Genomic DNA, 12,323 nt, shown 5'->3' with positions numbered 1-12,323 from the left:
ATTGGCGCGGTCTCGAGCACGACGCGGAACTTCTCCTCGCTGCTCCAGCCCTCCGGGGTCGATCCTCGTGATGGCAAAACCTGTCCTCTCTCACGGGCCTGTTTGCGCCAATTGTACAGGGTCGCCGTGGAGATCCCCTCGGCCTCGGCCACCTCGGGGACAGTGAGGTTCATCGGTGGTGCCAGCTTGCGCAGGACGGCTTCCTTACGCTCCGCGGAGTAGTGCTTCATGGTTGTCACCTGTCGGTTGCGTTGAGGCGACAACTACGTTGACTGATAGGGGGATTTGGAGGGCGGCGAGGACCTGGGTGATCGACTTCGTTGGTTTGCGCTTGAAGTGGCTGGCCAGGGCGTCCGGGGTTTGGGGGCCGATGGCGAGGAGGCGGCGGACGGCTTCGACCTGGTCGGGCATGGATTTGGGCCAGGTGGGCTTTTTGGTTGGTTCGGTCTGGGTGTCGGCGGCGGCCTCGGGTTTGGCTTCGAGCGTGGCGGTGGTCTGGGTGGCTTCGGGCGCCTGGTAGTCGGGACGCAGCCAGCGGATGTGGCCCTGGGCTTCTTCGGCGGCGCGTTCGGCGTTGAGTGCGACGAGGCGGCTGAGGAGTTCTTCTTCGGCTTCGGCCTGGTCGGCGGTCTTGTCCGGCAACGGGGTGGTGGCACCGGGGCGGCCGACGAGGCGGTCGGCGAGGTCGTTCCAGCCGTAGGCGCCGGAGACGGCATGGTCGAGATCGTAAGCGCGGTTTGAAGGCACCATTGGAGCAGCCCTTCCGTTGTCTGCGTTTGTGGTTTGTGTCTCCCGGCGGAAACCATAGCAATTTTGAGCGTATGCTGCGGCGGGTACCGCTGCTGGTTTGGCGGTATTTGGGGCTGGCGGAGTTCGGTACGATGCCAGCAGGCAAGAACGGAACAGGCGAGGGATCGATGAGTACGGAGTCACGCACTTCAACGGGCCTGGATGATCTGGCGGGCCGCCTGGAGGCGTTCGTTCGGGAGCGCGACTGGGAGCAGTTTCATTCGCCGAAGAACCTGTCGATGGCGCTTGCGGGCGAGGCGGGAGAATTGATCGAGCACTTCCAGTGGCTGACGGAGGAACGGTCGCGTGAGCTGTCGGATGCGGAGCGGGAGGCCGTTCAGGCGGAAATCGCGGACGTGCAGATCTATCTGCTGTTGCTGGCGCGGGGGCTGGGAATCGACGTGGTTCAGGCAGCGAACGAAAAGCTGACCGTGAACGAGCAGAAGTATCCGGTCGACAAGGCGCGGGGCAGTGCGCGCAAGTACACGGATCTGTAGCCAAAAGGCAAGTCACGATGCTGATCTATACCGCTGACAAGCGCCGTTTCGTCGAGCATGTCCAGCACAACCAGATCGAGGATCGCATCCTGGCCGGGATGCTGGGGGCCGGCAAGGGCAAGCCCTCGCCCAACGAGATCACTTCGTGGCGCAACTCGATGCAGTACATGGAGAACGTGCTCAGCGCATCGGGGATCCCGGATGATGCCGGTGTCGCCATCGAGTACATGATCCCGCAGACCTCCAAGCGGGTGGACTTCATCCTGACCGGACGCAACGACGATGGCCGGGATACGGCGGTGATCGTCGAACTGAAGCAGTGGGAGCAGGTCGAGGCGACCGAGAAGGACGCGATCGTGCGCACCTTCGTGGGCGGCAAGGAACGCGAGGTGACGCATCCCTCCTACCAGGCGTGGTCGTATGCGGCGCTGCTGGAGGACTACAACGAGACCGTGCAGACCGACGGCATCGGGCTGCACCCCTGTGCCTATCTCCACAACAGCGTGTCGGGCGCGATTTCCGATGCGCGGTACCACGAGCACCTGGAGCGCGCGCCGGCCTTTCTGAAGGCGGATGCCGAAAAGCTCGCTCGTTTTCTCGGCCAGCATGTGCGCAAGGGGGATACCAACGACATCCTCTACCGGGTCGAGCATGGCCGGATTCGCCCCTCGAAGTCGCTCGCGGACCATCTGGCGTCGCTGCTGCAGGGGAACGCCGAGTTCGTGATGGTCGACGACCAGAAGCTGGTCTTCGAAAGCGCGCTGGAGCTTTCCGACATTGCCGAGGGACACAGCAAGCAGGTGCTGATCGTGGAGGGCGGGCCGGGAACCGGGAAATCCGTGGTAGCCGTGAACCTGCTCGGGGAACTGACTCGCCGGGAAAAGGTTGCACAGTATGTGACCCGCAATGCGGCCCCGCGGGCGGTCTACGAGGCCAGGTTGACCGGCACGATGAAGAAGAGCCGGATCAGCAACCTGTTCCGTAGCTCCGGTGCATTTCACCAAACCGACGCGGACACCTTCGACACCCTGCTGGTGGACGAGGCACACCGCCTGAACGAGAAGTCGGGGATCTTCCAGAACCTGGGTGAGAACCAGACCAAGGAGATCATTAACGCGGCGCGTACGGCGGTGTTCTTCCTGGACGAGGATCAGCGGATTCACTGGAAGGACACCGGGTCACGGGAGGAGATCGAGCGCTGGGCACAGGCGGCGGGCGCTACCGTGCACTACGCCGAGCTGCGCTCGCAGTTCCGTTGTGCCGGGTCCGACGGCTACCTGGCCTGGCTCGATCAGGCGCTGCAGATTCGCGAGACGGCGAACGAGGATCTGGATGAACTGGATTATTCGGTCGAGGTAGTCGACTCGCCGACCGCCATGCGCGACCGGATCTTCGCGCTGAACGTGCACGCCAACCGTGCACGGATGCTGGCGGGCTACTGCTGGGACTGGGAGAGCAAGAAGGATGGACAGGCCATGGACATCCGCTTTCCCGAACACGACTTCGCCATGCAGTGGAACCTCGACAAGGACGGTTCCACCTGGATGATCCAGCCGGACTCGGTCCACCAGATCGGCTGTATCCATACCAGTCAGGGGCTGGAGCTGGACTATGTGGGCGTAATCATCGGGCCCGACCTTATCGTGCGGGACGGCAAAGTGATCACGGTGCCCGAAGCGCGTTCGAAGAATGACGCCTCCATCAAGGGCTACAAGAAGGCCCTGAAGGAGGATCCGGATGCGGCCCGAGCCAAGGCCGACCGGATCATCAAGAACACCTATCGCACACTGATGAGTCGCGGGATGAAGGGATGCCTCATCTGGTCGGCGGATGCGGAGACGCACGCCTACTTCCGCGCGCTGATCGGCCAGCACACACCCGAGCCGCAGTCTGCCCCGGCAGAGGCCGCACCGGCGGATGTCCTGCCGTTCGAGAAGATGGCGCCGGAGGAGGTCGAGCCATTCGTGAATGCATTGCCGGTGGTGCCGATCAAGGCGGCGGCGGGCAGTTTCAGTGACCTTCAGACCGTGGACCAGAACCCGGATGCATTCGACTGGGTCATGCCCCCGGACTTCATTACGCCTCAACCGGGGATGTTCATCGCTCAGGTGGTCGGCGAGTCAATGAACCGCCGTATCGCGAACGGGGCATGGTGTCTGTTCCGGGCGCCGGGCGGCGGAACGCGCGAAGGCAAGATCGTGCTGGTGCAGCACCGCGACATCAATGACCCGGACACCGGCGCCAGCTTCACCATCAAGCGCTATCACAGCGAGAAGACGGCGGACCCGGACACTGAGTGGCGCCACCAGCGAATCATCCTGAAACCGGAATCCAGCCTTCCCGGCTACGAGTCCATCATCCTGGAAGAAGACAGCGCGTCCGAGCTGGTCGTGGTCGGCGAGTACGTCGCCCAACTGGAACATTGACGGAGCGCCCGGTCGGCCAGAGGGCTGGCCTCCCACGCGGGGTGGGCGGCCCTCCGGCCGATTCGGCCGGGTGGGTCGTCCGGGCCCCGGTCGGCCAGAGGGCTGGCCTCCTGAGCGGGGTGGGCGGCCCTCCGGCCGATTCGGCCGGGTGGGTCGTCCGGGCCCCGGTCGGCCAGGGGGCTGGCCTCCTACGGGCGGGGGTAGTCGGTAGGCCGGCCCTCCGGCCGATTCGTGCCGGGCGTTACAACCAGCCACGGCGGCGGAAGAAATAGAGCATGCCGGCAACCACGCCGAGCATGACGAGCCAGACCACGGGGTAGCCGTAATAGGTGTAGAGTTCGGGCATCGACCACGGGCTGTCGGGGTGGTCGAAGTTCATGCCGTAGATCCCCACCACGAACGTGAGCGGGATGAAGATGGTGGCGATGATGGTGAGCACGCGCATCACGTCGTTGGAGCGCTGGTTGATCGCGGACATGTAGGCCTCGATCAGGGTGGCCGCCATCTCGCGGTAGGACTCCAGCAGATCCACGATCTGGATGGCGTGGTCGTGCACGTCGCGCAGGTACGGAAACAGCTCGACGGTAAACGGTTCCAGGTCGTCGCGCATCAGCCGCGCCACCACGTCGCGGGCAGGCCAGAGCTGGCGACGCAGCACCAGGAGTTCCCGGCGCAGCCGGTGGATCTCGGCCAGGGTGCTGGCGTCGGGCCGCTCGAGTACCGCGTCTTCGAGGCGTTCCAGCCACTCGCTGATCTCTTCCAGCACCGGGAAGCCCTGGTCCACCACGGCGTCCATCAGCGCGTAGGCCAGGTACGCGGCACCCAGGCGGTTGAAGTTGCGGTTGACGCTGCGCATGCGATCGCGCACGGGCTCGAAGGGATCCTGCTCGCCACCGTGGATGCTGATGATCAGGCCGGGGGCCACGAACAGGCTGAACTGGTCGAGTTCGATGCGGCCCTGTTCGTGGCGGGGGTGGCTCAGGATGACCATCAGCGCGTTGTCGAAGAAATCGACCTTGGGGCGCTGGCCCTGGTGACGAATGTCTTCCAGCACCAGCGGATGCAGACCGAAGGCATTGCCCAGGGCACGGAGCTGCTCGGGCCCCGGCATACCCTGCAGGTGCAGCCACATGAAACCCTCGCCGGTGTCACCCGCACCTCCGGACAGGATCCGGTCGGCATCGAGCTCCGTCAGCCGCTCATGGCCGTAATGCCATGCACAAGCCCGGGCGCCCTCGCCCACGTCTTCGCGTGCATGGGCCCCGTGGCCGGGTGCCGCGCCGGGCTCGGGATAGGTTTTTTCGAACAGCCGGCTCATGACGCCTCCCGCAGAAATGGGCCTCGAGTATAGCCCGTGCGCGCCCCCGCCCGTGGGAGCGTGCTCGCACGCGAACCCATTCGCGGCCAGGGCCCGGCGCAGTCGTTCAGCGATCTCGCAGGCCTCTTCGGCATCGGCGCCGGGCAACAGGACCGGGCATTGCACCCCATGCATTCATGCGGGGCACGGCGAGAGCTGCCGTGCCTATACTCGGGCTGAATGCACAGCCCTCCGCAATCCAGGAAGGAGATCAGCATGGCCAGGCGTGGTTACGGGCCGGCGGCCCGGTGGCAACCGGACGAACCCTCACCGAACGCGGCTTCCGGGGTTGCCGAAGCCCCCTCGGGCCCCGGGTCCCCGCCGCCGGGAGAGGAAAGCCCGGTGGAAGGCCAGCTGGAGTTCGTGAAGATCTCCCCGCTCAAGCGCTTGCCGTTTTTCGGCGAAAAGACCAGCAGCATCGCGGAACTGCGCCAGGCCGGCACGCCGATCGCCCGGCTGCGCCGCCCTTCGGGCGGATTTGCGGCGTGGTTCGGCAAGCCGGAGCTGCATTTCGCCACCACGCGCATGCGCCTGGCCGACCCGCCGGACGCGGGGTTCTTCCAGCAGATTCAGCGCAATGTCGGCTTCTTCGGGATGCCGCAGCGCCAGGAGGTCTGGCGCGCCGGCGCGGGCACGGTCACGCAGATCGAGGAGACCAGCACCGACCGCAAGACGCTCAGCGGGCTGTTCAGCTATCGCGACGATCACTACCAGGTCAACGGCGAACGCACCGACTGGCGCGGGCTGTTCAGCTATACCCTGCGCGACAACCGCGACATGGTCGCCACCTTCCGGCCCAAGCAGGAAACCGGCCTGACCGGCGGCTGGTTCGTCGAGGTCATCCATCCGCGCCCGGTCGGGGCCATCGCCATCGCCTGCCATATGGCCATGTGGCTGGAAGAAAGCACCCGCGGCTCGAGCGGCGGCGCCGGAGGGGCCGGCGGAGGTGGTGGCGGTGGCGGCTGCTGACCCCGCGCCGATCAGCCGGTCGCCCTGTTCGGAAACCGCTCCGGGTGCTCAATGATCTCCTGCGTCAGGTCGACATCAATATCGGGCCAGTAGAAATGTCCCGGGGATGGTTCTTCCACATTCACGATGGCCCTGACCGGCTGGTCACGGAACCAGGGGAATTCGTCGTAGGGCATGAACAGTTCCTGGCCTCGCACGAGCAGCCAGAGACCATGCCCCGAAATGTTCGTGACCTCAACTTCCGAAATAGCGTTGCCATGCGCTGACAAGCTCATGATGGTGCTCCTCGATCAGCCACTCGATCTCTTTCAGCTGCGCCCGGTTGTATCGCCATGACTGCGCCAGCTGTAGTTCCGGTTCCAGCCAGAATTTTGCTTCGCCCTCCGCCGAAACCACATGGACGTGCTTGCGCGTTTCTTCTCGCGAGAAGAAAAAGAATCGATACCCCTTCTCTCTGAATACGGTTGGACTCATCGTTGGTATCAGACCTAACTTCGAGGGTAGCAGTATAGTCGAGACACGTCCCTTTCAGCCGCGGCGCACGGAGGCCTGGTGGAGTTCGTCGCGGGCGATGCCGACGAAGTCCTGCATGAAGGCGAGGCCCTCGTCCTCGCGGCGGATGGCCAGGCGCAGGGTGCTCCACAGGCCGTCGGGGCCCATGCGCAGACGCGCGATGGCGGAACGCCCGGAACCCCGCGCGCCGTTTCCCGCGCCCTGCATCTGCGCCTCCAGTTCCGGCAGGGCCCATTCGGGGAGCGAGGCGACACCCCGCCCGCTGGCGACCAGCTGCAGCAGCATGGCCGTCACCTCGGTGGTCCGTCGGGGTAGCGAGATGCCCGTCGGGTGCAGGAAGTGCCGGCAGATATCCAGGCGCTCCTCCTCCACCGGGTAGGTGATCAGGGTCTCGCCCTCGAGATCCGCCGGCTCCACGTAGCTGGCCCCCTCCAGACGATGCCCGCGCGGCACGATCAGCAGGTTCTCGTACTCCAGCAGGTCCAGCGCGATCAGCTCCGGGTCTTCCACCGGATCCGGCGACACCGCCGCGTCGACCTCGCGTTCGCGCAGGGCATTCAGGGCATCGAAACCATGGCTCAGGCTCAGGTCCAGCTCCACCTCGGGCCAGTGTTCGCGGAAGGCCGCCAGCGAGGGCATCAGCCACTGGAAGCAGCTGTGGCACTCCAGCGCGAGGTACAGCCGCCCGCCGCGGCCGTCGCGGATGCGGGCGATGTCGCGCTCGGCCGCGGCCACCTCCGGCAGCACGCGCTCGGCCGCCTGCAGCAGGCGCGTTCCGGCCGGTGACAGGCGCACCGGCGTACTGCGCCGTTCGAACAGCACCACGTCCATGCGCTCTTCCAGCTGCCGCAGCTGGTGCGACAGCGCCGACTGGGTGACGCACAGCGACTCGGCCGCCGCCGTCACGCTGCCCAGGCGCACGATCTCGTGCAGTGCCCGCAAATGCCGGATCTCCAGCATGCCACCCTCCTTCATGAACCTGACTCACATACTACGTGACAAAAACTTGTTTTACTCATGCGTGGACAGGGTAGAAACTAATCCCCGTGCTCACCCGCTGTGGTGCCTTCATCGGGGCGCCGGGGCGGAAGAGCCTGCCACGCTGCTGACATGCTGCTGTATCTGCGTGACATCTCCGTTGGACCGGCACGTCGGGGTGGTGTCCCGACACGCCGCGGGAAGGGAGTCCCCCGCCGCATCGACGCTTTTTCTTGGCTGGGTGTCGATGCGGCTTTTTTGTGCGCGCTTTTCCCCGGCACCGCTGCCCCGTGTGCCCCGTAGGAGCGCAGCCCTCTGCGCGATCCGGCTACGGCGAGAGATCCCGGCCCGGGGGCTCGTTTGCCTGCAAGCAGGCTCCTGCATGTTGGTGGCTGTCCTATAATGTGACCATCAACATAGTCAGGAAGCACGAAATGTCGGATTCCACCATCAACCTCGCCGACGCCAAGGCTCGCCTCAGCGAGCTGGCCGAGCGCGCGGCCTCGGGCGAAAACATCATCATCACCAGGCGGGGCAAGGCCGTGGTGAGACTGAGCCGTGCAACCCCGGCCAGGCAACCGATCGATGCCGGTGCCTTGCGCGCGTTGACCGACGCCCAGAGCAGCTGCTCGGAACAGGACCTTGTACGCTCCCTGCGCGACGACGCGCGCTATTGATGCGCTATCTGGATACGAGCCTGCTAGTGGCCGCACTGACCCGCGAGCCGCGCACGGGCGACATGCAGACCTGGCTCGCGGCACAGCCGGTCGAAACGCTGCATATCAGTGACTGGACAGTGACCGAGTTCTCGGCGGCCCTGTCCATGAAGGTTCGCAGACAGATCCTGACGACCGGGGAGCGGGCAACGGTGCTCGCGGCCTTTGCCGGCCTGCGCGAAGCCTCGCTGAGCAACCTGTCCGTCGCGGCGACCGACTACGCCATCGCGGCACATTTCGCCGACCAACACGACTCCGGGCTACGCGCAGGTGATGCCCTGCATCTCGCCATCGCATACAACCATGGCCTCGAACTCTGCTCCCTCGACAAGGTTCTGGTGGCCGCCGCCGAGCCTCTCGGCGTCAACGCCCGGTTGCTCTGAAGACGCACCCTCTTGCGTAATCCAGCCAGGTGTCGATGCGGCTTTTTTGTGCGCGCTTTTCCCCCGGCACCGCTGCCCCGTGTGCCCCGTGTGCCCCGTAGGAGCGCAGCCCTCTGCGCGATCCGGCGCCGGGGCTGGCCCGATCGGCCAGAGGGCTGGCCTCCTACAGCCGGGGGAGGTCTCGTAGGAGCGCAGCCCTCTGCGCGATCCGGCGCCGGGGCTGGCCCGATCGGCCAGAGGGCTGGCCTCCTACGGCCGGGGGAGGTCTCGTAGGAGCGCAGCCCTCTGCGCGATCCGGCGTCTCTATTCGGGGGCGGGCCGGCCGGTAAGGCGGCGGTAGATGGCGAAGCCGGCATCGCGGTCGCGGGTGCGCAGGATGGCGGCGCGCCCCGGGGTCGAAGGATCGGGCTGGAGGTCGACGCCGGTATCTTCGGCGGCGCGGAAATCGTCGTCGGTCAGCTCGACCTCGCCGAAGATGGAGAGGATGTAGCCGCCGGGGATCGGCGGGGGCGGAGCAAACGGTTCGCCGTCCGCCAGCGCCACCCAGGCGGGGATAAACTGCGGGCCGTAGAAATCGAAGAAGCCGTTGGAGCCGCGCAGATGGGCCTCGATCGGCCGGCCGCCGATCAGCTCGATGTTGCAGATGCCGCTGTAGCCGGCCAGGCTGCGCCGCACCCAGTCGGCGATCCACGGCTCCACTTCGGGCACGGCGGCGCCCACCTCCCAGTAGATCGGGCGCGCGGCGTCCTTTTCGTCCGAGCCGCGGGTGTGGGCGAACCAGCGCACCTCACCGTTCTCCACCAGGCAGTCGGTGCTGGTGTGGGCGCCCTCCAGGCGCTGGCACCAGAAACTGCCGGGCTCGGCCGGCACCTCGCCGGCGGGCAGAGCGCGGGCATCCAGCCCCATGCCGGCGAGGTTGATGACCGGCTTCACGAACACAGTGTCCGCCGCGTCCAGCCCCAGGTCCGTGGGCGCGACCCCGCAGGGCGCGGCGGTCAGGCCCGCATCCAGGGCCAGGCGCAGCTTGTCGTAGACGTGTCGATGCCCGGGGTTCAGGCGCCAGGCGGCCGCGTCCGACACCGCCACCTCGCGCCGCGGCTCGGGCCGGAAGATGTGCCGGCGCTCGGGGAGGACGCCAACGAACGGCAAGGTCAGCCCGCCTCCGGCAGGCGTTCTTCGTGCCCGGCGCGCAGGCGCTCCACCTCGCACAGCAGCGACTTGAACGCGGGGAAGCCGCTGATCGGGTCGAGGTTGCGGTCGTCGGTCAGCTCGTTGATGTTGGCGTGGTTCCAGCCGTGCTGGCAGTGCGCCACGCCGGGCTTGATGCGGTCGGTGACCTTCGCCACGAAGGCGACCCGCCCGCGCGGCGAGCGCACCTCCACCGTGTCGCCATCGGCGATCCCGCGCGCCGCGGCGTCGGTCGGGTTCAGCTCCACCAGCGGCTCCGGCATTGCCCGGCGCATGCGTTCCAGGTACTGGTGCTGCGAGTGGGTGGCGTGCTTGTGGCGCGCGCCGCTGGTCAGCACCAGCGGATAGTCGCGCGCCAGCTCCGGCGTGGAAACCGGGCTCTCGGCCGGCTCGCGCCAGAGCGGCAGGCCGTCGTGCCCGGCCTCGCGCAGCTCGGCGGCATCGAATTCCACCTTGCCGCTGACCGTGCGGAAGCCGTGCAGCCGATACTGGCGATCGCCCTCCTCGAAGCCGTGCTCGACCAGGTCGTCCAGCGCCTTGGCGAACACGGTCACCCCGTCCGGGTCGTTGTACACCTGCTCGCGGATGGTCTCGGGGATGCCTTCGGCGGCCTCGGCCCAGCTGGCCTCCAGGTCGCCGTTCCAGAACTGGTCCGCCATCCCGAAGCGCACGCCCAGCTCGAGGAACACCTCGGCGTCGGCGCGTGCCTCGCCGCGCGGGGCCACCGCCTGATGCCGGTAGCGCAGCTCGCCGCGGAAGTTGCAGCCGGGATAGGCAATCAGCGCCGGGCGCTCCAGGCTGGTGGCGGCCGGCAGCACGATGTCCGCCATGCGCGTGGCCGGGTTGTGGAAGAAGTCCGACACGGCGAAGAAATCCAGCGCCCCCAGTGCCTGTTCCATGCGCTTCGAGTTCGGCCACATCGCGGTGTTGATACCCATGGCCAGCAGCGCGCGCACCCGCTGCGGCCGGCCTTCCAGGATCGCCTCCGGCAGCAGCATGCTCTGCGCCGCCGGCCAGTGGGCCGTCCACACCGGGAAGGTCTCGTCGCCGATGCGCGGCGGCAAGTTCTGTTTGCAATGGTCGAACAGATCGATCGGCTTCGGCGTGACCTTGTCGTTGAAGAAGCGGTTGCCGCCCTCGCGGTCGATATTGCCGGTGACCGCCGCCAGCAGGGTCACCGCACGGTGATTCTGGAAGCCGTTGGAGTGCTGCACGGTGGCGGTGGGCGAGAGCATGATCTGCGCCGGGCTACGGGTCGCGTAGAGCTCGGCGGCACGCTTCAGGTCGGCCTCCTCGATGCCGCAGATCGCCGCCACCCGCTCCGGCGGGAATTCGGCCACGTATTCGCGGAAGGCCTCCACGCCGCTGCCCCATTCGTCGAGGAAGGCCTGGTCCTGCCAGCCGTTTTCGAAGATCAGGTGGTGCATGCCCAGCGCCAGCGCCCCGTCCGTACCCGGGCGGATCTGCAGATGCACCTCGGCCTGCTCCGCCAGCGGCGTCACCCGCGGGTCGACCACCACGGTGGCGCAGCCGGGGCGCGCCGCGGCCAGCGCATGCTGATGGAATAGCGGGATGGAGCCGCGCGGGTTGGTCGACCACACCAGCAGGCAGCGGGTCGCATCCGAGGCCACGGTGGAGGAGGTCTTGATCTTGGTGCCGAAGGTCACCTCCTCCGCCACCTTGGTGGAGGAGAAGCAGCAACCGCTCTCGGTCAGGTAGTTGGGCGAGCCGAAGGCATGCGCCAGGCGCTGGAGCTGCGGCCGAGCCTCCTTGGTGTAGCCGGCGAAGAAGGCCGCCGCCGGGGCACCGTGCTCCTCGCGGGTCGCGCGCAGGCGCTCGGCGATGGTGTCCAGCGCTTCGTCCCAGGAGATGCGCTCGAACTCGCCGCTGCCGCGCGGTCCGGTGCGCCGCAGCGGGTACAGCAGGCGTTCGGGATGGTTACGGCGATCGAGCTGGACGTAACAGCGCGGGCAGTCGGGACCGTCGATCTTCACCGGCTCCCCGGTGGCGTCCAGGGTCACGTCGATCGCGCAGTTGGCGTCGCATTCGTAGCAGGTGCTTTTCACGGTCGCCATGGGGCTCGGCTTACCTCGCGCGGGCATTCGGGTCGATGTACCCCGATTATGCGCACGGCGCCCGCCGCCCTCGAACAACGTCATGCGCCCCGGGGCATTGCTTCCGCCCGCAGGAGGCCAGCCCCCTGGCCGATCATGCCCGACGACCCACCCGGCCGAATCGGCCGGAGGGCCGGCCTCCTACGGGGCGGGTTACCGGGATTCGTCGTCGGGATCGGGAAAATCGAATTCCCAGTCATCCTCGTCCTTTTCCGAGGCCTGCGGGATTTCCGCCTCGTCGGAACGATCGTCGAACGCCGGTTCTTCGTCCGAGCCGGGTTCTGCCTCGGACTCCGGTTCGGGCTCAGGCTCAGGCTCAGGCTCAGGCTCAGGCTCAGGCTCAGGCTCAGGCTCCGGTTCGGGTTCGGGTTCGGGTTCGGGTTCGGGTTCGGG

Annotated in this window: 13 protein-coding genes and 1 pseudogene; 6 read left to right on the top strand and 8 right to left on the bottom strand. The window is 66.9% G+C overall.

From position 1 onward, the window contains the following. Together D893_RS13240 and D893_RS13235 are read right to left on the bottom strand one after the other, a co-directional pair. Positions 1 to 230: transposase (locus D893_RS13240; RefSeq protein ID WP_146220561.1), on the bottom strand; the 230-nt coding region annotated here is incomplete at its 3' end. Further along, positions 205 to 726 (bottom strand): annotated as a pseudogene (locus tag D893_RS13235) (hypothetical protein); the annotation flags it as partial. The pseudogene D893_RS13235 and the gene D893_RS13240, both read right to left, overlap by 26 nt. 191 nt (positions 727 to 917) lie before the next feature. Here D893_RS13235 and D893_RS13230 point away from each other — a divergent pair. After that, the gene (locus D893_RS13230; RefSeq protein ID WP_110620044.1) at positions 918 to 1,286 is read left to right on the top strand and encodes a nucleotide pyrophosphohydrolase; all 369 of its coding nucleotides are present in this window, start codon (positions 918 to 920) and stop codon (positions 1,284 to 1,286) included. Positions 1,287 to 1,303: 17 nt separating this feature from the next. Further along, on the top strand, positions 1,304 to 3,712 hold the full coding sequence (locus tag D893_RS13225) for a DNA/RNA helicase domain-containing protein (protein WP_110620043.1): 2,409 nt from the start codon (positions 1,304 to 1,306) through the stop codon (positions 3,710 to 3,712). Positions 3,713 to 3,953: 241 nt separating this feature from the next. Here the strand turns inward: D893_RS13225 and corA are convergent, their stop codons facing one another. Next, complete coding sequence (gene corA, locus D893_RS13220) at positions 3,954 to 5,030, bottom strand: magnesium/cobalt transporter CorA (RefSeq protein ID WP_110620042.1); 1,077 nt, start codon at positions 5,028 to 5,030, stop codon at positions 3,954 to 3,956. Positions 5,031 to 5,411: 381 nt separating this feature from the next. Here corA and D893_RS13215 point away from each other — a divergent pair, with 381 nt between their 5' ends. Continuing rightward, positions 5,412 to 6,038 (top strand): hypothetical protein, encoded by a 627-nt coding sequence (locus tag D893_RS13215; RefSeq protein ID WP_210434114.1) that lies wholly within the window; start codon positions 5,412 to 5,414, stop codon positions 6,036 to 6,038. A gap of 11 nt (positions 6,039 to 6,049) precedes the next feature. Here D893_RS13215 and D893_RS13210 read toward each other — a convergent pair whose 3' ends face one another. The 3 genes from D893_RS13210 to D893_RS13200 are packed head-to-tail and all read right to left on the bottom strand — an operon-like array spanning position 6,050 to position 7,511. Beyond that, on the bottom strand, positions 6,050 to 6,313 hold the full coding sequence (locus D893_RS13210; RefSeq protein WP_081617446.1) for a DUF2442 domain-containing protein: 264 nt from the start codon (positions 6,311 to 6,313) through the stop codon (positions 6,050 to 6,052). After that, complete coding sequence (locus D893_RS13205; RefSeq protein ID WP_018947922.1) at positions 6,273 to 6,512, bottom strand: DUF4160 domain-containing protein; 240 nt, start codon at positions 6,510 to 6,512, stop codon at positions 6,273 to 6,275. Before D893_RS13205 ends, D893_RS13210 begins: the two co-directional genes overlap by 41 nt. Before the next feature lie 54 nt (positions 6,513 to 6,566). Then, positions 6,567 to 7,511: a LysR substrate-binding domain-containing protein gene (locus D893_RS13200; protein WP_018947923.1), complete on the bottom strand. Its 945-nt coding sequence runs from the start codon at positions 7,509 to 7,511 to the stop codon at positions 6,567 to 6,569. 452 nt (positions 7,512 to 7,963) lie between these two features. Between D893_RS13200 and D893_RS13195 the strand changes: the two genes are divergently transcribed. Both D893_RS13195 and D893_RS13190 read left to right on the top strand, forming a co-directional pair. Next, a complete protein-coding gene (locus tag D893_RS13195) occupies positions 7,964 to 8,206 on the top strand; it encodes a type II toxin-antitoxin system prevent-host-death family antitoxin (protein ID WP_110620040.1) in 243 nt (80 codons plus the stop codon). Further along, positions 8,206 to 8,628: a type II toxin-antitoxin system VapC family toxin gene (locus tag D893_RS13190; RefSeq protein WP_077244961.1), complete on the top strand. Its 423-nt coding sequence runs from the start codon at positions 8,206 to 8,208 to the stop codon at positions 8,626 to 8,628. The genes D893_RS13195 and D893_RS13190 overlap by 1 nt, the downstream gene beginning before the upstream one ends. Positions 8,629 to 8,931: 303 nt before the next feature. Here the strand turns inward: D893_RS13190 and D893_RS13180 are convergent, their stop codons facing one another. Both D893_RS13180 and D893_RS13175 read right to left on the bottom strand, forming a co-directional pair. Further along, positions 8,932 to 9,777, bottom strand: a complete 846-nt coding sequence (locus D893_RS13180) for a hypothetical protein (protein ID WP_110620039.1) — start codon at positions 9,775 to 9,777, stop codon at positions 8,932 to 8,934. 2 nt (positions 9,778 to 9,779) lie between these two features. Further along, positions 9,780 to 11,891, bottom strand: a complete 2,112-nt coding sequence (locus D893_RS13175) for a molybdopterin-dependent oxidoreductase (RefSeq protein WP_110620038.1) — start codon at positions 11,889 to 11,891, stop codon at positions 9,780 to 9,782. A 135-nt stretch (positions 11,892 to 12,026) separates the two neighbouring features. Between D893_RS13175 and D893_RS13850 the strand changes: the two genes are divergently transcribed. Further along, positions 12,027 to 12,323: hypothetical protein (locus tag D893_RS13850; RefSeq protein WP_210434113.1), on the top strand; the 297-nt coding region annotated here is incomplete at its 3' end.

Source organism: Thioalkalivibrio sp. ALE21 (assembly GCF_003208255.1).
GTDB lineage: Bacteria > Pseudomonadota > Gammaproteobacteria > Ectothiorhodospirales > Ectothiorhodospiraceae > Thioalkalivibrio > Thioalkalivibrio halophilus.
This window is presented reverse-complemented; position numbering and strand designations above follow the sequence as displayed.

Bases quoted from the DNA above. Each gene is read 5' to 3' on its own strand.
- D893_RS13230 (WP_110620044.1), top strand. From the start codon at position 918: ATGAGTACGGAGTCACGCACTTCAACGGGCCTGGATGATCTGGCGGGC.
- D893_RS13225 (WP_110620043.1), top strand. From the start codon at position 1,304: ATGCTGATCTATACCGCTGACAAGCGCCGTTTCGTCGAGCATGTCCAG.
- corA (WP_110620042.1), bottom strand. From the start codon at position 5,030: ATGAGCCGGCTGTTCGAAAAAACCTATCCCGAGCCCGGCGCGGCACCC.
- D893_RS13210 (WP_081617446.1), bottom strand. From the start codon at position 6,313: ATGAGCTTGTCAGCGCATGGCAACGCTATTTCGGAAGTTGAGGTCACG.
- D893_RS13205 (WP_018947922.1), bottom strand. From the start codon at position 6,512: ATGAGTCCAACCGTATTCAGAGAGAAGGGGTATCGATTCTTTTTCTTC.
- D893_RS13200 (WP_018947923.1), bottom strand. From the start codon at position 7,511: ATGCTGGAGATCCGGCATTTGCGGGCACTGCACGAGATCGTGCGCCTG.
- D893_RS13195 (WP_110620040.1), top strand. From the start codon at position 7,964: ATGTCGGATTCCACCATCAACCTCGCCGACGCCAAGGCTCGCCTCAGC.
- D893_RS13190 (WP_077244961.1), top strand. From the start codon at position 8,206: ATGCGCTATCTGGATACGAGCCTGCTAGTGGCCGCACTGACCCGCGAG.
- D893_RS13175 (WP_110620038.1), bottom strand. From the start codon at position 11,891: ATGGCGACCGTGAAAAGCACCTGCTACGAATGCGACGCCAACTGCGCG.